This is a genomic window from Variovorax boronicumulans, from assembly GCF_009811375.1.
In the GTDB taxonomy this organism is placed as follows: Bacteria; Pseudomonadota; Gammaproteobacteria; order Burkholderiales; family Burkholderiaceae_C; genus Variovorax; species Variovorax boronicumulans.
The window spans coordinates 3,335,112-3,356,048 of sequence record NZ_BKDH01000001.1 but is presented as its reverse complement, the minus strand read 5'-3'; the positions used below and the strand labels follow the sequence as shown (position 1 = coordinate 3,356,048).

Genomic DNA, 20,937 nt, shown 5'->3' with positions numbered 1-20,937 from the left:
CTCTCGGTTCAGGTCGGGGTCATGAAAATTCCGGGACGTCCGCAGGGCGGTTGTTCCGGGCTCCATGGACTGATACGACCGAGCGAGCGCAATCCCTCAAGCAGATCGCAAGAAAGACAAGGCAAGGCCAGCGGGCGGATGCCGGCGTCAGGAGATCGGGCGGCGTTCGATGACCAGGGCGCGTTCCGCCCCGTCGTCTTCGCGCACCCGCACTGGCAGGCTGTTGGGCAGCAGGCGCAGCCAGGTGCCCGCCTCGGCAATGCGCACGCGCCCGAACACCGGGAGTTGCGCGGCCTCGGGCGCCACGCGCAGGGCGCGCGGGCTGTAGCGCGCCAGGCGCTCCACCACCTCGCCGAGCGGCTGGTGATGAAAGTCGAGCCAGCCGTCGCGCCACGGGGCCACGGCGCTGTTCACGGCGTTCGCGGCCGGTTGGGCGGCAGACAGCTGCAGCGCCGTGTCGATGAAGGCGCGGTCGCCCGCGCCGAGCACGCGCGCGTCGCCGCTCGCGCTGCGCACCCGCACCTGGCCCGATTCCACCGCGACGCGCACGCCGCCGTCCTGCAGCGCAACCTCGAAGCGCGTGCCCAGCACCGTGATCTCGTGGCCCAGGGCGCTGACGATGAAGGGGCGTGCCTCGTCGCGCGCCACGTCGAAGAAGGCGCTGCCGGCCAGCAGCCGCACGGTGCGGCGCGTGGCGAAGTACTGGACCTCGGCGCGGCTCGCGGCGTCGAGCGTGAGACGGCTGCCGTCGGGCAGCGCCTGCGCCTGGATGCGTCCGATGGCGGTCGCCAGGGTGGCGCTGTAGCCGGGCATCCACTGGCGCCAGGCTTGCCAGAGCGCGGCGCTGCCGACGCTGAGGCCGCCCACGCCGAGCAGGGCCGACAGCGCGCGGCGCCGCCCGGTGCGCGCCGGCGCCACGTCGCCGCGCCAGCGGTGCAGCGCGGCCTCGACGCTGTCGAGCGCCCGCATCACCTCGCGCTCCACGGTCTTGATCGACACGCCGTGGCGGCGCGCCAGTTCGGCATGGCAGGCGCCGTCGAGCCGGTCGGCCAGGAAGATGTCGCGGCTGCGCGGCGGCAGGGCCCGCAACGCGGCATCCACTGCGTCGAGTGCCTGCCGGTGGGCGACGCCGTCGGCCACGTCCCGTGTGCTGTGGTGGTCGTGTCCCGTCGTCAGCCCGGTGTCGAGGTCGACGGGGGCGGGGCTGAAGCGTTCCGCGCTGCGCTGGCGGCGGCGCAGGTGGTCGATGGCGAGGTTCTCGGCCACGGTGTAGACGTAGGCGCGCACGGCGGCCTCGGGCGGGGCGGGGTCGGCGGTGGTGTCGTCCCGCGCTTGCGCACGTTCGGCCAGCCGGACCCACGTGTCATGCGCCAGCTCCCGCGCCTCGTGCGGGCTGCCGGTGCGGCGCGCGATGAAGCGCACCAGTTCCTGGTAGCTGTCCTGGAAGGCTTTCAGCAGCGGGCTGGAGGAGAGTTGGGCGGACATGGGCTGGGGTGTGGCGCGCGAATCGCAGGAGAATTATTGTCGAGAATAGTTCTCATTTGATGGCGGCATACCCGAATCGGCCCCGTTCTGTGGCGAACGGGGCCATCGCCGGCCCAGACCGGCGATGCGGCTAGATCGCGCAGCCGTCAGGGCCGCAGGCTTCCGGCGCAGCTGCAGAAGGCGCCGGTGCGACGAAGGTGGCGAGCTGCGCCTTCCAGTCGTCGGCACGCCCCAGCCACGGCCCGATGTCGATGCGGCCGGCGCTGCCGTCGGCCTGCGCCAGCACGAAGGTCGGAAAGCCCTGGCCGCCCGCGCGCTGCAGCAAGTCGCGGCTCGCGGCGATGTGCTGTGCGGTCGCGTCACCCGTGTGCTGCTCGAAGGCCGCAGCGAAGGCTTCGGCATCGAAGCCGAGTTCGACCGCCAGTTCGGCGAGCACGCCGGCCTCCGCGATGCGCCGGCCTTCGACATAGTGGGCTTGCTGCACGCGGTGCGCCATGTCCAGCCCGCCGCCTGCACGCAGCGATTCGGCCGCGAGGATGGCGGTGATCGGCGGTTCGGAGTCCATCACCGCGCCGGTATCGCGCAGCAGGCCTTCGAAGTAGGCCTCGCCGAACGGCTGGCCCGTGAGTTCGGCGATGCGACGGTCGTGCGGGATCACGTAGTCGCGCCACTGCGGCGTGATGGGGCGGCGGTTGGCGCCGGTCATCATGCCGCCGGCGTGGAGCTCGACGCGCAGGCCCGGCACGGTGCGCGCGGCCTCGACCAGCGGCGCGGCCGCGTAGCACCAGCCGCACAGCGGATCGAAGATGCAGTGCAGCGTGGCGGCGTCGCCGTTGTTGTTGGTTACTGCGGCCACTTCATTTCTCCCTTGATGACCTTGGCGCCCAGTTCAAGCGACGAGGCGTCTTCGAGCTTCGGGTAGCGCTGCTTCATGGCGGCGATCAGCGCGGCCGAGTCCTTGGCCTTGGCGGCTTCGGTCTCGAAGGCCTTGAGGTAGTCGCGCGTGAACTTCACCGAGGCCACGGTGTAAGGAGCCGAGCCGTCGGCGTTCGGCAGGTAGTGGCCGGGCACCACGGTCTTGGGGTGCAGCGCAGCGATGCGGTCGAGCGTCTTGAGCCAGTCGCGGCGCGACTGCACCGTTTGCGTGTCGGCCACCCAGACGTGGATGTTGGCCGACACCGGAATGCCGCCGACCACCGCCTTCAGCGAGGGAATCCACGCGAACGTGCGCGCGGGCGAGGGGCCGTCCAGGCCGACGACCTGGATCTTCTTGCCTTCGAGCACGAGGCTGTCGCCGGCCAGCGGCTCGGGCACGACCAGCGCCTGGGGCGCGTTGTCCTTGAGGATCGGGCCCCAGTGCGCGAGCTTGCCGTCCTTGGAGGCCTGGATGGCGGCCACGGTCTGCGGCATGGCGACGATCTTCGCGTCGGGGAAGGCGGCGCGGATCACGTCCAGGCCGAAGTAGTAGTCGGGGTCGCTGTGGCTGATGTAGACCGTGGTCAGCTTCTTGCCGCTGTCCTTGATCTTCTGCACCAGCGCCTGCGCGTCGTTGCGCTGGAACTGGGCGTCGACCAGCACGGCATCGGTGGCGCCGGCGACCAGCACCGACGACACGGGGAACATCGACTTCGTGCCGGGGTTGTAGACGTCGATCTTCAGCGGCTGGGCGGCCTGGGCGGCGAGCGGCGCGAGGGCGAATGCGGCGGACAGGGCGGCGGCGGCAACGAGGGTTCTGCGGAACATGGCGGTGTCTTTCGGTCGATGAGGTTGAGGGTGACAGCGTGAACAGACCGGATGTTAGGTTGCGCGAAACGAAACAAAAACCACCGCCAGCACAATGGATCGTTTCTGATATCGGACGAATCAGGCGTCTTCGGAACGGTCCGTGGCGCAGCGCTCGAGGTGCGCGACCAGCAGCTGCGCCGAGGGCGACAGCGCCGCCTCGCTGCGAAAGCAGATCGCGAAACGCCGGCGCGCCCAGTCGTCGGTGAGCGGCATCAGCCGCAGCCCGAAGGCCTCGGTGAAGGGCCGGGCGACCTCCGCCGGCACCACGCTGATGGCCAGCCCGGCGCGCACCACGCGCAGCGCCGCGTCGAAGTTGGACACCAGCACGCGGTACACCAGCGGCTTGCCGGCCACGGCCGCTTCGCGCGCGAGCATCAGCTGCACGGCGCTGAGCGCGGGCATGCCGACGAATTCGTGGTCGAGCACCTGCTCGAAGCGCACCGCGTCGTGGCGGGCCACGGGGTGCGACGGATGGGCCACGATGGCCAGGTGGTCCGAGCGGTAGTCGCGCCGCTCCAGCCCGTCGAGGTCGGCCGCGTCCCAGCACAGGCCGATGGACGCGATGCCCTCGCGGATGCCGCGCACGATCTCGGGGCTCACGCGCTCTTCCATGTCGACGCGGATGTTGCGATGCGCCGGGTCTTGCAGGAAGCCGGCCACGTCCTCGGCCAGCGATTCGGCCATGACCGAGGCCGAGGCCAGGATGCGCACGTGCCCGCGCGCGCCGCCCGCGTAGGCGGCCATGTCGCGCTCGATGCGGGTGGCGCTGCCGAGCATGGCGCGCGCGTGTTCGAGCAGCGTTTCGCCGGCCGGCGTGGGCACCACGCCGCGGCGCTTGCGCAGCAGCAGCGGCGTGCCGACCGTGTCTTCGAGCTGCGCCAGGCGCTTGCTGATGGCCGAGCCGACGATGTTCGCCTGCTCGCCCGCGCGCGCGATGCTGCGGCTGTCGCAGACGGCGACGAACAGGCGCAGGGTGGTCAGGTCGAGGTCTCTCATGAAGTTCCAATCGGGAAGCAAACGGCTTCCAAAATATACCTTCAGGACTGAATCGGAACTTCTACGATCGGCGTCATTCCCTCACGACGGAGACACGCTCTTGATTCACGCCTTCCTGCCGCCGCGCGCGGTCGTCCGCGAAGTGGGCCTGCGCGACGGCCTGCAAAGCATTGCCCGCGTGCTGCCCACGGCACGCAAGCTCGAATGGATCCGCGACGCGCACGCGGCCGGCCAGCGCGAGATCGAGGTCGGCTCGTTCGTGCCGGCGCACCTGCTGCCGCAGCTGGCCGACACGGCCGAGCTGCTGGCGTATGCGAAGACGCTGCCGGGGCTCTTCGCCTCGGTGCTGGTGCCCAACCTGAAGGGCGCCGAGCGCGCCATCGCGGGCGAGGCCGACCTGATGATGGTGCCGCTGTCGGCCAGCCACGCGCACAGCCTGGCCAACCTGCGCAAGACGCCCGACGAGGTGGTGGCCGAGGTCGGCCGCATCCGCGCGGCGCGCGACGCGGCGGGCTCGAAGACGCTGATCGACGGCGGCGTGGGCACGGCCTTCGGCTGCACGCTGCAGGGCCATGTCGACCCCGACGAGGTGCTGCGCCTGATGCAGGCGCTGCTCGACGCCGGCGCCGACCGCGTGAGCCTGGCCGACACGGTGGGCTACGCCGATCCGGCCATGGTGCGCAGCCTGTTCGAGCGCGCATTGCGCATCGCGGGCGACCGCCTGTGGTGCGGGCATTTCCACGACACGCGCGGGCTGGGCCTGGCCAATGTCTACGCCGCGCTGGAGGTCGGCATCACGCGCTTCGACGCCTGCCTGGCCGGCATCGGCGGCTGTCCGCATGCGCCGGGCGCGAGTGGCAACGTCGACACCGAAGACCTGGTCTTCATGCTTGAGAGCATGGGCGTGCAGACGGGTGTCGATCTGCCGAAGCTGCTCGATCTGAGGAAGCGTGTGGCCGGCTGGCTCGACGGCGAGACACTGCAGGGCACGGTGTGGCGCGCGGGCTTTCCGAAGACCTTTGCGCTGGCGGAAGGTGTCGCCGCATGAGCACCGAAGCCAAACGCCTGCCGCTCGTGGGCATCCGCGTGGTCGAGTTCACGCACATGGTCATGGGGCCGACCTGCGGCATGGTGCTGGCCGACCTGGGCGCGGAAGTCATCAAGGTCGAGCCCATCGACGGCGATCGCACGCGGCACCTGCTGGGCGCGGGGGCGGGCTTCTTCCCGATGTTCAACCGCAACAAGAAGAGCATCGCGCTCGACCTGCGCCATCCGCAGGGGCTCGAGGCCGCGTTGCGCCTGTGCGCCACGGCCGACGTGGTGGCGCAGAACTTCCGCCCCGGCACGATGGACAAGTACGGCCTGGGCTATGCCGCGCTGGGCAAGCTCAATCCGCGCCTCGTGTACGTGAACCACACGGGCTTTCTGCCCGGCCCGTACGAGCACCGCACCGCGCTGGATGAGGTGGTGCAGATGATGGGCGGCCTGGCCTACATGACGGGGCGCCCCGGCGATCCGCTGCGCGCGGGAACGAGCGTGAACGACATCATGGGTGGCATGTTCGGCGCCATCGGCGCCATCGCCGCGCTGATGCAGCGCGCCGAAACCGGCCGGGGGCAGGAAGTGCAGTCGGCGCTGTTCGAGAACAACGTGTTCCTGGTCGGCCAGCACATGCTGCAGTACGCCATCACGGGGCAGGCGGCCGCGCCGATGCCCGAGCGCATCTCGGCCTGGGCGCTGTACGACGTGTTCACCGTGAAGGACGGTGAGCAGATTTTCCTGGCGGCCGTGAGCGACGCGCAATGGAAGACCTTCTGCGACGCGCTGGGCTTCGACGACCTGAAGGCCGACGCCACGCTGCAGACCAACAACGACCGCGTGCGCCTGCGCCCGACCTTGCTGGCCGCGTTGCGCACGCGTCTGGCCGACCGTTCGGCCGCCGAGCTGTCGGCGATCTTCGAGGCGCGGGGCCTGCCGTTCGCGCCGATCACGCGGCCCGAAGACCTGTATGCCGATCCGCACCTGCAGGCCACCGGCGGCCTCGCCGACATCCGCCTGCCCGACGGCGAGCGGGCCGGCGAGATGGCGCAGACCACGCTGTTCCCGATCACGCTCGGCGGCGAGCGGCTGGGCGTGCGCCTGCATCCGCCGACGCTGGGCGAGCACACGCGCGCGCTGCTGGCCGAGCTGGGCTACGCGCACGAACAGGTCGAGGCGCTGCATGCCGAAGCGGCCGTGGCCTGATTTTTCAAGCACCGACAAAGACAAAGAGAGACAAGACCCATGAGCCCGATTCCGTTTTCCTCTTCTTCATTCAACCGCCGTGCGTTGCTCGGCCTGGGGGCGTCGGCGGTCGTGCTGTCGGCCGCCCGCCCGGTGTTCGCGCAGGGCGGCGACAAGCCCGTGCGCTTCATCCTGCCGATCAGCGCGGGCTCGGGCGTGGACGCCATTGCGCGCGCCGCCTCGGTCGCGCTCGGCAAGGCGCTGGGCCAGCCGGTGGTGATCGAGAACCTGCCGGGCGCCGGCGGCATCACCGGCACCTCGGCCGTGATCAAGGCGCCGCCCGACGGGTTCACGCTCGGCATGGTGTCGAACAACCACGTGATCAACCCGAGCGTGTTCAAGAAGATGCCTTTCGACGCCATCGCCGACATCACGCCCATCAGCGTGGTGGGCGCGACGCCACTGGTGCTGGCCGTGAACCCGAAGCTGCCGGCGAAGAACGTGAAGGAGCTGGTGGCGCTGCTGCGCACGAAACCCGAGGGCTACAACTACGCCTCGTCGGGCAACGGCACCATCATTCACCTGGCCGGCGAGATGTTCATGGACGAGGCCGGCGTGAAGGCGCGGCACATTCCGTACAAGGGCACCGGGCCGATGGTGACCGACATGATCGCGGGCCAAGTCGAGATGGGCGTGGTCGCGCTGCCGGCGGTGCAGCCGCATCTGAAGAGCGGCGCACTGCGCGCCATCGGCCTGTGCGGCCCGGCGCGTTCGCCGGCCGCACCCGAAATTGCGACGATCGCGGAGCAGGGGCTGCCGAACTACGCGGTCGAAGGCTGGTTCGCGGTGATCGGCCCGCCGAAGATGCAGCCGGCCGACGTGAAGCGCGTGCACGAGGCCATCGTGGCCGCCTTTGCCGCGCCCGAGGTGCGCGAGGCGATGGACAAGCAGGGCAACATCGTCAAGCCCACGTCGCCCGAGCAGGCCGCGAGCTACTTCCGCAGCGAGGCCGCGCGCTATGCGGCGCTGGTGAAGAAGGCGAACGTGGTGCTGGAGTGAAGCCTTGCGCCTTCCCCTTCGCGAGAAGGGGAAGGCGAGGTGCGGGCCCTACGCCGGGCTCACCGCGCGGTACAGCGCCCGCACGAAATCCGACTGCGTGATCATTCCCGTCAGCCGCTTCTCTTCATCGATGATCGGAATGTGGTGGTGGCCGCCTTCGGAGAACAGCGGCACCAGCTCGACCACCGGCCGGTCGGCGCTGGCCACGCGCACCTGGCGCGTCATGATCTGGCCGACCACCTCGGGCTTGTTCGACATCACCGTGCGCGTGGCGCGGATCAGGTCGCGCAGCCGGCCGGCGATGCCGTCGTGGTGCTGCAGGTCGAGCTGGCGGAAGAAGTCGGCCTGCGTGACGATGCCGACCACGCGGCGCGTGCGGTCGGTCACCGGCAGCGCCTTGATGCGGTGCTGGTGCATCAGCGTCCAGGCTTCCTGCAGCGGCGTGCCGAACTCCACCGAGATCGGCGTGCGCGACATGATGTCGGCGCAGTGCAGCGTGCCCAGGCGGCGCTTGTACGACTCGAGCTCGGTCTGCTGAATGAGCGATTCGAGGTCGTCGCGGCTGATGTCGAGCACCTGGTTGTAGCGCGCCAGCACGGCGTCGATGTCGGCCTGGCTGAAGCGCGCGTCGGGCGAGGGCGGGCGCGCCACCTGCACGTGCGGATAGCGCCGCCCCGTGAGCGTGTTGTAGGCCACGCCGGCCATCACCAGCAGCAGCGAGTTCACGAGCACCGGGAACAGCGCCGCCGAAAAATCGGTGGTGTGCGTGAGCACCGCCAGCAGCGCCGCCGCGCCGCCGGGCGGGTGCAGGCAGCGCGTGAAGAACATCAGGCCGATGGCCAGCGCCACGGCCACGGCGGCGGCCACGGCGGTGTCGGGAATCCAGCTGGCGCAGGCGATGCCCACCAGCGTCGACAGCGTGTTGCCGCCGATCACCGACCAGGGCTGTGCCAGCGGACTGGCGGGCACTGCAAACACGAGCACGGCGGTGGCGCCCATCGGCGCGACCAGCCACACCGCATGCTCCAGCGGCACGGCCAGCCAGCGGCACAGCAGGCCGGTGATCAGCAGCCCGATGCCTGCGCCGCCCACGGCGCGCAGGCGCTCGCGCGCGTTGACGTTGGAAGGGCCCGGGAGCCAGGCACGCAGATAAGTCCACAGTGCGGCGAATCGCATCCCCCGTCCCCCTCAGGCTTCTTCGTGCGCCACCCGACGCCCGATGTCGGGCCAGCGGTGGTGCAGCCAGACCCAGGCGACCAGCCCGATCGTGAGCATCAGCGCGGAGGTGAGGGCCAGTGCCAGCGTGGAGTGCATCACCAGCGGCGCCACCGCGCCGGCCACGACGCCGTTGGCGGTGGAGCCGATCACGGCCTGCAGCGACGAGGCCATGCCGCGGCGCTCGGGGTGCAGGTCGAGCACCAGCAGCGTGACCACCGGCACCATCAGCGCCCAGCCGAAGGCGAACACCGCCAGCGGCCACACGGCCCAGGCCACATGCGCCTGGAAGAAGATGTTGGCCACCACGTTGACCACCGAGGTGACCATCATGATCAGGAAGCCGTCGCGGATCTGCCGCTTGGGCGCCACCTTGCCGGCCATGCGGCCGCTGGCGCGCGCGCCGAGCATGATGCCGCCGATGGTCAGCAGGAAGAACCAGAAGAACTGCTGCGGCTGCAGCGCCAAGTGGTCGCCCAGGAACGCAGGCGCGGCCAGCACGTAGAGGAACATGCCGTTGAAGGGCACGCCGCTCGCAAAGGCCAGCAAGAGAAAGCGCGGGTCGGAGCACAGGTCGCGGTAGCCGCGCATCAGGTGGCGCACCTGGAAGGGCTGGCGGTGGTCCTTGTGCAGCGTCTCGGGCAGCAACTTGTAGTTGGCGACGAACAGCACCACGCCCACGGCCACGAGGAACCAGAAGATCGAGTGCCAGCCCGCGTGCACGAACAGGAAGCCGCCCACGATGGGCGCGATGGCCGGCGCCACGCCGAAATAGATCGTGACCTGGCTCATCACCCGCTGCGCCTCGGCCGGCGGGAACATGTCGCGGATCACGGCGCGCGACACCACGATGCCGGCGCCGGTCGACAGGCCCTGCAGGCCGCGGAACAGCACCAGCTGCGTGATGTTCTGAGACAGCGCGCAACCCAGCGAGGCCAGCGTGAACACCGCCAGCCCCCACAGCACCACGGGCCGGCGGCCGAAGCTGTCCGACAGCGCGCCGTGGAACAGGTTCATGAAGGCAAAGCCGAACAGGTAGGCCGACAGCGTCTGCTGCATCTCGGCCGGCGTGGCGCCGATCGATTTCGCGATGCCCGAGAAAGCCGGGATGTAGGTGTCGATGGAGAAGGGCCCGAGCATGCCCAGCACGGCGAGCAGCACGGCAAGCGCCCAGCGCGGGGCCTGCCAGAGTTTGTCTGCGTCGGGATTCATGGAAAGGCGGCTCCGTTGTACTTGTCGTGTGTCGGTGGAAAAACGAGAACGCCCGCCGCCCGGGTGAGGGGCAAGGCGGGCGCTTGGGCTTCAGCGAACCTGGATTACAGGGTGTCGATGAAGCTGCGCAGCTTGTCGGAACGCGACGGGTGCTTCAGCTTGCGCAGCGCCTTGGCTTCGATCTGGCGGATGCGTTCGCGGGTCACGTCGAACTGCTTGCCGACTTCTTCCAGCGTGTGGTCGGTCGACATTTCGATGCCGAAGCGCATGCGCAGCACCTTGGCTTCGCGCGGCGTGAGGGAGTCGAGGATGTCCTTGACCACGTCGCGCAGGCCAGCTTGCATGGCGGCCTCGATGGGGGCCGTGTTGCTGCTGTCCTCGATGAAGTCGCCCAGGTGCGAATCGTCGTCGTCGCCGATGGGGGTTTCCATCGAGATCGGCTCCTTCGCGATCTTCATGATCTTGCGGATCTTGTCTTCCGGGATCTCCATCTTGGCGGCCAGGATGCCGGCGTCGGGCTCGAAGCCGAACTCCTGCAAGTGCTGGCGCGAGATGCGGTTCATCTTGTTGATCGTCTCGATCATGTGCACCGGGATGCGGATGGTGCGCGCCTGGTCGGCGATCGAGCGGGTGATCGCCTGGCGGATCCACCACGTCGCGTAGGTCGAGAACTTGTAGCCGCGACGGTATTCGAACTTGTCGACCGCCTTCATCAGGCCGATGTTGCCTTCCTGGATCAGGTCCAGGAACTGCAGGCCGCGGTTGGTGTACTTCTTGGCGATGGAGATCACGAGGCGCAGGTTGGCCTCGATCATTTCCTTCTTGGCATCGCGCGAGGACGATTCGCCCTCGTTCATGCGCTTGTTGATGTCCTTGAGCTCGGTCAGCGGCACCACCACGCGCGACTGGATGTCGGTGAGCTTCTGCTGCAGTTCCTGCACCGGCGGGATGTTGCGTGCGAGCACGGCGCTCCAGGGCTTGCCGGCCGCGGCCTGCTTCTCGACCCACTTGAGGTTCAGCAGGTTGGAGGCGATGCGGTTGCCGTTCTTGTCGAAGCCGCTGAAGTCGCGGATGAACTCGTCCTGCGGGAAGCCGCACTTGTCCACGATGATGCGGCGCAGTTCGCGTTCCTTCTTGCGCACGTCGTCCACCTGCGTGCGCACCAGGTCGCACAGCTTCTCGATGGTCTTGGCCGTGAAGCGGATGGTCATCAGCTCGTCGGACACGGCCTGCTGGGCCTTGGTGTACGCGGGCGTGCCGTAGCCTTCCTTCTCGTAGATCTTGTGGATCTTCTCGAACATCTCGGCGATGCGGTCGAAGCGCGAGAGGGCTTCGTTCTTGAGTTCTTCGAGCTTCTTGGTCAGGGCCTTGGAGCCGCCCTTGCCGTCGTCGTCGTCTTCCTCGTCGAACTCGTCGAAGTCTTCTTCGGCCACGTAGTCGTCGGCCTCGTTCGGGTTCGAGAAGCCGTCCACGATGGTCGAGATGACGACCTTGCCTTCACGGATGGTCGCGGCCATTTCGAGGATCGCGGCGATGGTGGCGGGGGAGGCCGAAATGGCTTCCATCATGGCCATCAGGCCGCCTTCGATGCGCTTGGCGATTTCGATTTCGCCTTCGCGCGTCAGCAGCTCGACCGTGCCCATTTCGCGCATGTACATGCGGACCGGGTCGGTGGTGCGGCCGAATTCGCTGTCCACCGTGGACAGGGCCGCTTCGGCTTCTTCCTCGGCTTCTTCCACCGTGGTGGCGGTGGGCGCGGTGTTGTTCAGCAGCAGGGTTTCGGCGTCGGGCGTCTGCTCGTACACCGCCACGCCCATGTCGTTGAGCATGGTGACCACGACTTCCATGGTCTCGGCGTCGACCAGCTTGTCGGGCAGGTGGTCGGAGATTTCGCCGTGCGTGAGGTAGCCGCGCGTCTTGCCCAGCGTGATCAGGGTCTTCAGGCGCGAGCGGCGCTTGGCCAGGTCTTCTTCGGAGAGCACGGTCTCGTCGAGGCCGAACTCCTTCATCAAGGCGCGTTCCTTCGCCTTGCTGATCTTCATGCGCAGCGGCTTGACCTTCTCTTCGGTGGTCGCGACGGCCGCGGGCTCGTCACCGGCCAGGTCTTCCTCGATGTCCGACAGGTCGATGTCGCTCTCGCCGGCTTCCTTGGCGGCCTTGGGCTTGCGCCCGCGCTTGGCGCCGGTGGCGGGCGCGGCGGCAGCGCCGGCGGCCTTGGGCGGACGGCCAACTTTCTTGGCGGCGGGGGCAGCCGTGGCAGTGGCCGCGGCTTTTTTTGGATCGTCGAGAGAGGTCGATTTCGTGGGCACGGTTTTCACTTTCGTTGCGGCTGCCGTTTTGGACGCGGCGGCAGCCGTCTTGGTTGCCGGTTTGGCACCGGCTTTCAGCGGTTTCTCTGCTGCGGGCTTGGTGGCAGCGCTCTTGGCGCTTTTGGCAAGTGAAGGAGCAGGCTTCTTTGAACTGGGCATACGACCTCGTTACGACAAGAAAAGACAAGCGGGATCACAGGCGCGCTGTCACGCGGACAGCACCACCATGCCCGTGCACAGGCACGGACAAAACAATTGGGAAACGAGGAATTAATTCCTCACCAGGCAAGATGTCGGGCGAACATTTGGTGTGCAGTCCTTGCGGTTATTGACCCTTTCCGCCGGAATTTACCGTTGGAGTGCGTTGCGCTAGGGGTCGGCCCGGAGGTGCTGCTGTCGCTCTTGCCTAATTTCGCCAGTTGCGAAGCCCTACATTATAGCCTGTTGCGCAAATTTCAAGCAGTATCTGTCCCCGACGCGCGAATGCGGTCTCGCAATTCGAGCCGGCGGGCTTCCAGCGCCTTGTAGCGTTCCAGGGCTTTCGGGTCTTTTCCGACCGAAGCGATGGCCTCGCTCTGCTGGGCCTTGAGCCGGTCGTCGAGCATGAAGTCGAGCACGCTCCCCAGCTCCTTGGCAGCCTCGGCCAGGTGCTGTTCTTCCTCGCCCTCGGGCACCGGCCCGGCCTCGGAAACGCTCATGAGGCGCTCGGCCAGCGGCGCGAAATCGAGCCCGCGCAGGCCTTCGCGCAGCGCCGCCCAAGGTTGCACGCCATGCTCGTGCAGCTGGCTGTCCAGCCAGGTGAAGAGGGCGCCGTGCTCGCCCGGCAGGTCGCACAGCATCACGTGCAGCTCGTGCGACAGCGCCTCCCACTGCGCCATGTTCGACAGCACCAGCCGCACCGCTACGTCGGGCCGGCTCGGCGGCTTGCCGCGCCCGCGCAGCGGCTCGATCGGCTCCTCGAACTTGCCGCCCCAGCGCTTGCCCTTGGTGAACTTGCGCGGCTGGAACTTGGGTTTGCTCTCGTTTTCGTAGCGCGGCGGCTCATAGTCCTGCGTCGGCGGCAGGTCCGGGTAGTAGTCGCCTGGGTCGTTGCCGTAGTTGTCGGGCTCGCTGTGGCGCTGCGGGGCCTGGGATGGCTGGCTGCTGCCGCCGCCGCCCTTGCGCGGGCCGGGCGCGGCCGTGGCCCACAGGTCGGACAGCGCCGCGGCGTCGAGTTGCACCAGCGTGGCGATCTCGCTGAGCAGCTGCCGCTTGAGCGCGCCGTCGGGCATGGCGCTCCAGAGCGGGCGCACGTTGCTGGTCATGTGGGCGCGGCCCTCGGCGGAGCTCAGGTCGCAGCCTTCGCGGGCGGCTTCGAGCATGAAGCGCGACAGCGGCGTGGCCTCGGCCACGAAACCCGCGAAGGCCTCGGCACCGTGCGCGCGGATGTAGCTGTCGGGGTCGTGCTCGGCCGGCAGGAACAGGAACTTGATGCTGCGCGTGTCGGTGGCGTAGGGCAGGGCACCGTCGAGCGCCTTGCGTGCGGCGCGGCGGCCGGCGGCGTCGCCGTCGAAGCTGAACACCACCGATTCGGTGAAGCGAAAGAGCTTTTGCACATGCTCAGTGGTGCAGGCGGTGCCCAGCGTGGCCACCGCGTTCGGAAAGCCGAGCTGGGCCAGGGCCACCACGTCCATGTAGCCCTCGGTGACGAGTGCGTAGCCGCGGTCGCGGAAGGCGGCGCGGGCTTCGTACAGGCCGTAGAGCTCGCGGCCCTTGCTGAAGACGGGCGTTTCGGGCGAGTTCAGGTACTTGGGCTTTTCGTCGCCGAGCACGCGCCCGCCGAAGCCGATGCACTCGCCCTTGACGTTGCGGATCGGGAACATCACGCGGTCGCGAAAGCGGTCGTAGCGCTTGGCCTCCTCGTCGCTGAGTTTGCCTTCCTCGTTGTTGACGATCACCAGCCCGCTCTCGGCGAGCAGCGGATCGTCGTAGTCGGGGAACACGCTGGCCAGCGCGCGCCAGCCGGCCGGCGCATAGCCGATGCCGAACTGCTTGGCGATCTCGCCCGACACGCCGCGGCCCTTGAGGTAGTCGATGGCGCCGGGCGCCTGGCGCAGCGCCTTGCGGTAGGCGTCGCCGGCCTTTTCGAGCACGTCGGTCAGCGTGGCCTGCTTCTGGCGCTGGCTGGCGGCGCGGGCGCGCTCGGCCGGCGAGACGTCGTCCTCGGGCACCTGCAGGCCGTACTGGCCGGCCAGGTCGTGCACCGCCTCGACGAAGCCCATGCCTGCATGTTCCATGAGGAAGCCGATGGCGTTGCCGTGCACGCCGCAACCGAAGCAGTGATAGAACTGCTTGGTCGGGCTGACCGAGAACGAGGGCGACTTCTCGCCGTGGAAGGGGCACAGCCCCATGAAATTGGCGCCGGCCTTCTTGAGCTGGACGTAGCGGCCGACGATTTCGACCACATCGGCGCGCGCGATGAGTTCCTGGATGAATGAAGCGGGGATGGTCATGGCTGCGGGGAGCGGCAAATCATACGCAAGCGCACGGGCGGCATACTGAACCCCGCCGCAAATCCACATCACGCATGAAGACGCCACTGCCTTTGCAACACGCCGCGCCGCTGCTGCGCCATCCGCTGCGCTTCGTCTGGGGCGCGCTCAAGGACTTTCGCGCCAACCAGGGCCTGCTGCTGGCGGGGGCGGTGGCGTACTACGCGCTGCTGTCCATCGTGCCGCTCCTGATCGTGAGCGTGATGGCGCTGTCGCACGTGATCGACCAGGCCGAGCTGCTGCGCACCATCGGGCGCTACCTCGAATGGCTGCTGCCGGGGCAGTCGAAGGCGATCGTGGCGGAGCTGTCGAGTTTCCTGGACCACCGCTCGGTGCTCGGGCCGGTGCTGCTGGTGACGATGATCTTCTTCAGCTCGCTGGCGTTCAGCGTGCTCGAAAGCGCGATGGCGGTGATTTTTCACCACCGCAAGGACGATCACAAGCGCCACTTCCTGGTGTCGGTGGCGATGCCGTACCTCTACATCCTGAGCCTGTGCGCGGGGCTGTTGCTGGTCACGCTGGTGTCGGGGGCGCTGCAGCTGGTGGGGCAGGAAAGCGTCGACCTGCTGGGGCGCAGCTGGTCGCTGTCGGGCATTTCGGGCCTGCTGCTGTACCTGCTGGGGCTGGGCGGCGAGATCTTCATGCTGACCTCGCTCTACCTCGTGATGCCGGCCGGGCGCATGTCATTGCGACATGCGCTGCTGGGCGGCGTGACCGCTGCGCTCTTGTGGGAGGCCACGCGGCGCGTGCTGATCTGGTATTTCTCGACGCTGTCGCAGGTGAACATCGTCTACGGCTCGCTCACCACGGCGATCGTGGTGCTGCTGAGCCTGGAAATCGCCGCCATGCTGGTGCTGCTCGGGGCCCAGGTGATCGCGAACTACGAGCGCCTGGACCGCACCGGCAGCACGAAGCTGCCGGCGTCCGAGATCAGCGAGGGGCCAATCGAATCGCTCCGTCCAGACGAATCACCTCGCCGTTGAGCATGTCGTTCTCGATGATGTGCTTGGCCAGCTTGGCGTAGTCCTCGGGCGTGCCCAGGCGCGACGGGAAGGGCACGCTGGCGGCCAGCGCGTCCTGCACTTCCTGCGGCATGCCGAACAGCATGGGCGTGCCGAAGATGCCGGGGGCGATGGTCATGTTGCGGATGCCGCTGCGCGCGAGGTCGCGGGCGATGGGCAGGGTCATGCCGACCACGCCGCCCTTCGAGGCGCTGTAGGCGGCCTGGCCGATCTGGCCGTCGTAGGCCGCGACCGAGGCGGTCGAGATCAGCACGCCGCGCTCGCCGGTGGCTTCGGGCTCGTTCTTGCCCATGGCGTCGGCCGCCAGGCGGATCATGTTGAAGCTACCGATCAGGTTGACCGTGACGGTCTTGCTGAACACGGCCAGCGCGTGCGGGCCGTTCTTGCCCACGGTCTTCTCGGCCGGCGCGATGCCGGCGCAGTTGACGAGGCCCATCAGCTTGCCGAGCTTGACGGCGGCAGCCACCACGGCTTGGCCGTCGGCTTCCTGGCTCACGTCGCACTTGACGAACACGCCACCGATCTCGCGGGCGACGGCTTCGCCCTTGTCAGCCTGCATGTCGGCGATCACCACCTTGGCGCCGTTGGCGGCCAGCATGCGCGCCGTGCCTTCGCCGAGGCCCGAAGCGCCACCGGTCACGATAAAAACTTTGCCGTCGATCTGCATTGAGAGTCTCCTGAAATGAGACCCGCATTATCGAAGACGGCCGCCGGACGAAAAAAAAGGCCTCGTCGTGAGACGAGGCCCTGAATTGGATCCGTGAGGACCCAAGGAGACAACTGGTGGTGGTCGGTGCTTAGCGCTTGCGCGAAGCGGTGGCCGTCTTGGCAGCGGCGACGGCTTGGGTCGACACGGCGTTGAAGTTGGCTTCGGCGACGTCCGACGCTTGCTTGACGGCCTTCTGGACCGATTCGAAAGCGTTGTTGGCGGCAGCCACGGCGCTCTTCAGCACGGCGACGGCGGTTTCCGAACCGGCGGGGGCGTTCTTCGAAGCGCTGTCGACGAGGCCGACGAAGGCTTGCTGGGCTTCAGCGGCCTTGGCTTCGAAAGCCTTCGAGAATTCGGCGCTGGTGCCTTGGGCGATGTCGTACAGGTGACGGCTGTAGGCAGCGGTCTTTTCGGCCAGGGGCTGGAACAGGCTGGCTTGCAGCGTCAGCAGCTCTTGGGCGTCCTTGACGCTCAGGGCAGCCTGGGCGGTGCTCTGGGCTTCGGTCAGGGCGGCCTTGGAAGCGGTCACGTTCAGTTCGACCAGCTTTTCGACGCCTTCGAAGGCCTTGGTGGTCAGGCCGAACAGGGTTTCGAGGTTGGCTTTTTGGGCGGCGAGGATTTGGTCAGCGGTCAGGGCCATTTGAGATCTCCAGAAAGGATGATGGGGTGGTCGATTCACGTTGCGCTGCGCCTCGTCGTCTATGTTGCGGTGCAGCATGGCCTCAAGTATAGGCAGCTGAACGCGGCGATCAAGTGGTTTTTGCTGCTCTGCAGCAATTTAGAAGCGGCCTTCTAAATCCGGCCTGCGCGGCCAGAATGCGGCCATGCGTGCTTTCTATTCCGGGCAGTTCGTCCTGCCCCTGCCGCCGGGCCACCGCTTTCCCATGTCGCGCTACGCGATGCTGCGCGATCGCCTGCAGGAACAGCTGCCGGCCGTCGAGATGGACCCGGCCCCGCGCGCCACCGACGACGAGCTCGCGCTGGCCCACACCCCCGAATGGATCGCCGCCGTCAGCGAAGGCCGCGTGAGCCCGCAGGCCATGCGCGAGATCGGCTTTCCCTGGAGCGAGGCGATGGTCGAGCGCTCGCGCCGCTCCACCGGCGCCACCATCGCCGCCTGCCGGGCCGCCTTCGCGGGCGGCGTGGCGGCCAACATGGCGGGCGGCACGCACCACGCCTACGCCGACAAGGGCAGCGGCTTCTGCGTCTTCAACGACGCGGCGGTGGCGGCGCGGCTGATGCAGGTCGAGCAGGCCCGCGCCGGCCGGCTGCTCAGGGTGGCCATGATCGACCTCGACGTGCACCAGGGCAACGGCACGGCCCGCATCTTCCAGGGCGACCCGAGCGTGTTCACGCTGTCGGTGCACGGCCAGAAGAATTTCCCGTTCCGCAAGGAGGCGAGCGACCTCGACGTGGAACTGCCCGACGGCTGCGGCGACACCGATTACCTGGCGGCGCTGGAGCACGCGCTCGACGAGCTCGACCGGCGCTTCTCGCCCGGCCTCGTGATCTACCTGGCCGGCGCCGACCCCTTCGAGCGTGACCGGCTCGGCCGCCTCAAGCTGAGCTTCGATGGCCTGGAGGCGCGCGACCGCCGCGTGTTCGACTGGACCTGGCAGCGCCGCATCCCCACGGCCTTCGCGATGGCCGGCGGCTACGCCAGCGACATCGCCGAGACGGTGCAGGTGCAGCTGGGCACCTTCCGCGTGGCGCTGGACTACTGGCGCCGCTGGCAAAATGCCGCGCGATGAGCGCCCCCACCACACCCGCACCAACCCCCAAGCCCACGCCCCACACCCGCAGCGCCTACCGGGCGTTTCGCAGCATCCCGACGCGCTGGGCCGACAACGACATGTACGGCCACGTCAACAACGTCGTCTACTACAGCTGGTTCGACACCGCGGTGAACGCGCTGCTCATCGAGCGCGGCGCGCTCGACATCCATGGCGGCCAGACCATCGGCTTCGTGGTCGAGACGCAGTGCAACTACTTCGCGCCAGTGGCCTTCCCGCAGACGGTGGAGGCGGGCATCCGCGTGGCGCAGGCGGGCCGCTCGAGCGTGCGCTACGAGATCGCGCTGTTCGCCGAGGGTTCCGACACCGCCGCGGCGCAGGGGCACTTCGTGCATGTGTACGTCGACCGCGCGACGCAGAGGCCGGTGCCATTGCCCGAGGCGCTGCAGCAAGTGGTCGATTCGCTGCGCACCTGAGCGCTCGCCCATGAAAAACGGCGCCCGCAGGCGCCGTCCGTGAGAGGGGCCGCAGCCCCGCTTACATCGTCTTCTTCATGGCCTTGATGTCGGCCTTGCCCTGGGCTTCATCAGCCTTGGCCTGCTTCACGCAAGCGTCCTTGGCCGCGCCATTCTGGTCGTCGCACTTTTCCTTCGCGACTTCATAGGTGGCCTTCACCTTCTCTTCGGCCACCTTGCGGGCATGGCTGTCGCTCGGCTGGTACTGCTGTTCCAGCTCGGCCTTGGCCACTTCTTCCTTGCCCTTGGCTTCCTTCTGGCAGACGTCCTTGGCGTTGTCCTTCATCGTGTCGCACTGGGCCTTGGCGACCTTGTAGTCGGCCTCGACCTTTTCCTTGGCGACCTTGTACTCGTCCTTGGTCATCGCACCGGCCTGGCCGGCGACGAAGAAGGTGGAGGCGAGGGCGAGCATGACGAGGTGTTGTTTTTTCATGGTGTGTGTCCTTTGCGGTGAATGACAGGGAAAGAGAAGGGAAGGGCGCAGGGCGCCTGCTTCTTTCTCAGTTCTTCTCGAACCAGAGTGCGTCCGGCGAGCGGCCGTCGCGAGATTCCCAGTCCTTGACCTGCTTTTCGGCCTCGTCGCGGCTGATGCCGTGGCGCTCCTGGATGCGGCCCAGCAGCTGGTCGCGCTTGCCGGCGATGACGTCGAAGTCGTCGTCGGTCAGCTTGCCCCATTGCTCCTTGATCTTGCCCTTGAGCTGCTTCCAGTTGCCTTCGATGGTGTCCTTGTTCATGCGAATCTCCTTGAGAAAGAGTGATGACCCGGCGGAACATGCCGCCGCCGTGAAATCAATGTCGCGTGGGTGATTCCCCCTGCCGGTAGGACGTGCAGGCCGGCCCTCGTAGGCACAGGCCGACGCAGGCCGTGATAATGGAACGGACGCCGACGACAGAGACCCGAGACACCGCGCACCGCACCATGATCATTCACAGCCTGCTCGACACCGACCTCTACAAGTTCACGATGATGCAGGTGGTCCTGCACCACTTTCCGGGGGCGCGGGTCGAGTACCGCTTCAAGTGCCGCAACCCGGGCGTCAACCTCGCGCAGTTCGCGGGACAGATCCGCGACGAGATCCGCAGCCTGTGCTCGCTGCAGTTCCGCGACGCCGAGCTCGCCTACCTGCGCTCGATGCGCTTCATCAAGAGCGACTTCGTCGACTTCCTGGGCCTGTTCAGGCTCAACGAGAAGTACATCAACGTCATCCCCCAGCCCTCGGGCGAGCTCGAGATCCGCATCAAGGGGCCGTGGCTGCACACCATCCTGTTCGAGATCCCAGTGCTGGCCATCGTGAACGAGGTCTACTTTCGCAACACGCAGAAGAACCCCGACTTCGAAGAAGGCCGCCGCCGCCTCGACCTCAAGATCAGCCAGCTGCAGGAAGCCGGCCTGGGCGACCTCAAGATCGCCGACTACGGCACGCGCCGCCGCTTCTCGAAAGACTGGCACGAGGAAGTGCTGCGCACGCTGACCCAGCGGCTCGGTGCCGTGGCCTCGCCGCCGGCCAAGTCGCCCGCGGGCGAGCGGCTGCCGCAACTGGCGGGCACCAGCAACGTGCTGTACGCCATGAAGCTCGGGCTCATCCCTCTGGGCACCATGGCGCACGAATACCTGCAGGCCTGCCAGGCGCTGGGCCCGCGGCTGCGCGACAGCCAGATCTTCGGCTTCGAGAGCTGGGCCCGCGAGTACCGCGGCGACCTGGGCATCGCGCTGTCCGACGTGTACGGCATGAGCGCCTTCCTGCGCGACTTCGACCTGTACTTCTGCAAGCTCTTCGACGGCGCCCGCCACGACAGCGGCGACCCGTTCCAGTGGGGCGAGCGCATGCTGGCGCACTACCACGCGAACCGGGTCGACCCGCTCACCAAGACGCTGATCTTCAGCGACGGCCTCACGGTGCCGCGCACCATCGAGCTGTACCAGCAGTTCCGCGGCCGCTGCCTGCTGGCCTTCGGCATCGGCACCAACCTCACCAACGACCTGGGCTACGAGCCGCTGCAGATCGTCATCAAGATGATCCAGTGCAACGACCAGCCGGTGGCCAAGCTGTCGGACACGCCGTCCAAGAACATGTGCGAGGACGAGAAATACCTGGCCTACCTGCGCCAGGTGTTCGAGATCGAACAACCCCCCGTTTGAAGG

At 67.9% G+C, this 20,937-nt stretch carries 18 protein-coding genes and 1 pseudogene; 7 read left to right on the top strand and 12 right to left on the bottom strand.

Annotated features, from left to right (window positions below; genetic code table 11):
- Positions 1 to 147: 147 nt before the first annotated feature.
- From VHAB30_RS15470 to VHAB30_RS15455, 4 genes and pseudogenes are all read right to left on the bottom strand, one after another.
- The gene (locus VHAB30_RS15470) at positions 148 to 1,485 is read right to left on the bottom strand and encodes a sigma-70 family RNA polymerase sigma factor (protein ID WP_159277585.1); all 1,338 of its coding nucleotides are present in this window, start codon (positions 1,483 to 1,485) and stop codon (positions 148 to 150) included.
- Positions 1,486 to 1,615: 130 nt separating this feature from the next.
- Entirely contained in the window at positions 1,616 to 2,341 is a 726-nt protein-coding gene (locus tag VHAB30_RS15465; protein ID WP_159277584.1) for a DsbA family protein, read from the bottom strand.
- Positions 2,335 to 3,228, bottom strand: a pseudogene (locus VHAB30_RS15460) (MBL fold metallo-hydrolase); the annotation flags it as partial. The pseudogene VHAB30_RS15460 and the gene VHAB30_RS15465, both read right to left, overlap by 7 nt.
- Before the next feature lie 120 nt (positions 3,229 to 3,348).
- Positions 3,349 to 4,266, bottom strand: coding sequence for a LysR family transcriptional regulator (locus VHAB30_RS15455; RefSeq protein ID WP_139705410.1), 918 nt, complete (start codon positions 4,264 to 4,266; stop codon positions 3,349 to 3,351).
- 100 nt (positions 4,267 to 4,366) lie between these two features.
- On the opposite strand from VHAB30_RS15455, the gene VHAB30_RS15450 reads away from it, so the two are divergent.
- The 3 genes from VHAB30_RS15450 to VHAB30_RS15440 are packed head-to-tail and all read left to right on the top strand — an operon-like array spanning position 4,367 to position 7,548.
- Positions 4,367 to 5,314, top strand: a complete 948-nt coding sequence (locus tag VHAB30_RS15450) for a hydroxymethylglutaryl-CoA lyase (RefSeq protein ID WP_159277582.1) — start codon at positions 4,367 to 4,369, stop codon at positions 5,312 to 5,314.
- A complete protein-coding gene (locus tag VHAB30_RS15445) occupies positions 5,311 to 6,510 on the top strand; it encodes a CaiB/BaiF CoA transferase family protein (RefSeq protein ID WP_159277581.1) in 1,200 nt (399 codons plus the stop codon). The genes VHAB30_RS15450 and VHAB30_RS15445 overlap by 4 nt, the downstream gene beginning before the upstream one ends.
- Positions 6,511 to 6,549: 39 nt before the next feature.
- Complete coding sequence (locus tag VHAB30_RS15440; RefSeq protein ID WP_159277580.1) at positions 6,550 to 7,548, top strand: tripartite tricarboxylate transporter substrate binding protein; 999 nt, start codon at positions 6,550 to 6,552, stop codon at positions 7,546 to 7,548.
- A gap of 48 nt (positions 7,549 to 7,596) precedes the next feature.
- Here VHAB30_RS15440 and VHAB30_RS15435 read toward each other — a convergent pair whose 3' ends face one another.
- The 4 genes from VHAB30_RS15435 to dnaG form a co-directional block, all read right to left on the bottom strand.
- Positions 7,597 to 8,724: an HPP family protein gene (locus tag VHAB30_RS15435; protein ID WP_159277579.1), complete on the bottom strand. Its 1,128-nt coding sequence runs from the start codon at positions 8,722 to 8,724 to the stop codon at positions 7,597 to 7,599.
- A 12-nt stretch (positions 8,725 to 8,736) separates the two neighbouring features.
- Positions 8,737 to 9,975, bottom strand: coding sequence for a multidrug effflux MFS transporter (locus tag VHAB30_RS15430; RefSeq protein WP_062470580.1), 1,239 nt, complete (start codon positions 9,973 to 9,975; stop codon positions 8,737 to 8,739).
- A gap of 104 nt (positions 9,976 to 10,079) precedes the next feature.
- Positions 10,080 to 12,443 (bottom strand): RNA polymerase sigma factor RpoD, encoded by a 2,364-nt coding sequence (gene rpoD / locus VHAB30_RS15425; protein ID WP_095950669.1) that lies wholly within the window; start codon positions 12,441 to 12,443, stop codon positions 10,080 to 10,082.
- Between the two features lie 296 nt (positions 12,444 to 12,739).
- Positions 12,740 to 14,776 (bottom strand): DNA primase, encoded by a 2,037-nt coding sequence (gene dnaG, locus VHAB30_RS15420; RefSeq protein WP_159277578.1) that lies wholly within the window; start codon positions 14,774 to 14,776, stop codon positions 12,740 to 12,742.
- A 74-nt stretch (positions 14,777 to 14,850) separates the two neighbouring features.
- Between dnaG and VHAB30_RS15415 the strand changes: the two genes are divergently transcribed.
- Complete coding sequence (locus tag VHAB30_RS15415; RefSeq protein WP_095950671.1) at positions 14,851 to 15,798, top strand: YihY/virulence factor BrkB family protein; 948 nt, start codon at positions 14,851 to 14,853, stop codon at positions 15,796 to 15,798.
- On the opposite strand, the gene VHAB30_RS15410 is transcribed toward VHAB30_RS15415, so the two are convergent.
- Both VHAB30_RS15410 and VHAB30_RS15405 read right to left on the bottom strand, forming a co-directional pair.
- On the bottom strand, positions 15,746 to 16,504 hold the full coding sequence (locus tag VHAB30_RS15410) for a 3-hydroxyacyl-CoA dehydrogenase (protein WP_095950672.1): 759 nt from the start codon (positions 16,502 to 16,504) through the stop codon (positions 15,746 to 15,748). The two genes, VHAB30_RS15415 and VHAB30_RS15410, sit on opposite strands and share 53 nt — an antisense overlap.
- Before the next feature lie 130 nt (positions 16,505 to 16,634).
- The gene (locus VHAB30_RS15405) at positions 16,635 to 17,186 is read right to left on the bottom strand and encodes a phasin family protein (protein WP_062470565.1); all 552 of its coding nucleotides are present in this window, start codon (positions 17,184 to 17,186) and stop codon (positions 16,635 to 16,637) included.
- A gap of 184 nt (positions 17,187 to 17,370) precedes the next feature.
- Between VHAB30_RS15405 and VHAB30_RS15400 the strand changes: the two genes are divergently transcribed.
- Positions 17,371 to 18,297 (top strand): histone deacetylase family protein, encoded by a 927-nt coding sequence (locus VHAB30_RS15400; protein WP_070059641.1) that lies wholly within the window; start codon positions 17,371 to 17,373, stop codon positions 18,295 to 18,297.
- Entirely contained in the window at positions 18,294 to 18,755 is a 462-nt protein-coding gene (locus VHAB30_RS15395; RefSeq protein ID WP_159277577.1) for an acyl-CoA thioesterase, read from the top strand. The genes VHAB30_RS15400 and VHAB30_RS15395 overlap by 4 nt, the downstream gene beginning before the upstream one ends.
- Before the next feature lie 61 nt (positions 18,756 to 18,816).
- Here VHAB30_RS15395 and VHAB30_RS15390 read toward each other — a convergent pair whose 3' ends face one another.
- Positions 18,817 to 19,227 (bottom strand): hypothetical protein, encoded by a 411-nt coding sequence (locus tag VHAB30_RS15390; RefSeq protein ID WP_159277576.1) that lies wholly within the window; start codon positions 19,225 to 19,227, stop codon positions 18,817 to 18,819.
- A 67-nt stretch (positions 19,228 to 19,294) separates the two neighbouring features.
- On the bottom strand, positions 19,295 to 19,528 hold the full coding sequence (locus VHAB30_RS15385) for a CsbD family protein (RefSeq protein WP_095950977.1): 234 nt from the start codon (positions 19,526 to 19,528) through the stop codon (positions 19,295 to 19,297).
- A 185-nt stretch (positions 19,529 to 19,713) separates the two neighbouring features.
- Here VHAB30_RS15385 and pncB point away from each other — a divergent pair, with 185 nt between their 5' ends.
- Positions 19,714 to 20,934 (top strand): nicotinate phosphoribosyltransferase, encoded by a 1,221-nt coding sequence (gene pncB / locus VHAB30_RS15380; RefSeq protein WP_070059637.1) that lies wholly within the window; start codon positions 19,714 to 19,716, stop codon positions 20,932 to 20,934.
- Positions 20,935 to 20,937: the final 3 nt, after the last annotated feature.

Bases quoted from the DNA above. Each gene is read 5' to 3' on its own strand.
- rpoD (WP_095950669.1), bottom strand. From the start codon at position 12,443: ATGCCCAGTTCAAAGAAGCCTGCTCCTTCACTTGCCAAAAGCGCCAAG.
- VHAB30_RS15385 (WP_095950977.1), bottom strand. From the start codon at position 19,528: ATGAACAAGGACACCATCGAAGGCAACTGGAAGCAGCTCAAGGGCAAG.
- VHAB30_RS15400 (WP_070059641.1), top strand. From the start codon at position 17,371: ATGCGTGCTTTCTATTCCGGGCAGTTCGTCCTGCCCCTGCCGCCGGGC.
- VHAB30_RS15435 (WP_159277579.1), bottom strand. From the start codon at position 8,724: ATGCGATTCGCCGCACTGTGGACTTATCTGCGTGCCTGGCTCCCGGGC.
- VHAB30_RS15470 (WP_159277585.1), bottom strand. From the start codon at position 1,485: ATGTCCGCCCAACTCTCCTCCAGCCCGCTGCTGAAAGCCTTCCAGGAC.
- VHAB30_RS15445 (WP_159277581.1), top strand. From the start codon at position 5,311: ATGAGCACCGAAGCCAAACGCCTGCCGCTCGTGGGCATCCGCGTGGTC.
- VHAB30_RS15395 (WP_159277577.1), top strand. From the start codon at position 18,294: ATGAGCGCCCCCACCACACCCGCACCAACCCCCAAGCCCACGCCCCAC.
- VHAB30_RS15405 (WP_062470565.1), bottom strand. From the start codon at position 17,186: ATGGCCCTGACCGCTGACCAAATCCTCGCCGCCCAAAAAGCCAACCTC.
- VHAB30_RS15410 (WP_095950672.1), bottom strand. From the start codon at position 16,504: ATGCAGATCGACGGCAAAGTTTTTATCGTGACCGGTGGCGCTTCGGGC.
- dnaG (WP_159277578.1), bottom strand. From the start codon at position 14,776: ATGACCATCCCCGCTTCATTCATCCAGGAACTCATCGCGCGCGCCGAT.
- VHAB30_RS15430 (WP_062470580.1), bottom strand. From the start codon at position 9,975: ATGAATCCCGACGCAGACAAACTCTGGCAGGCCCCGCGCTGGGCGCTT.
- VHAB30_RS15455 (WP_139705410.1), bottom strand. From the start codon at position 4,266: ATGAGAGACCTCGACCTGACCACCCTGCGCCTGTTCGTCGCCGTCTGC.
- VHAB30_RS15390 (WP_159277576.1), bottom strand. From the start codon at position 19,227: ATGAAAAAACAACACCTCGTCATGCTCGCCCTCGCCTCCACCTTCTTC.
- VHAB30_RS15415 (WP_095950671.1), top strand. From the start codon at position 14,851: ATGAAGACGCCACTGCCTTTGCAACACGCCGCGCCGCTGCTGCGCCAT.
- pncB (WP_070059637.1), top strand. From the start codon at position 19,714: ATGATCATTCACAGCCTGCTCGACACCGACCTCTACAAGTTCACGATG.
- VHAB30_RS15440 (WP_159277580.1), top strand. From the start codon at position 6,550: ATGAGCCCGATTCCGTTTTCCTCTTCTTCATTCAACCGCCGTGCGTTG.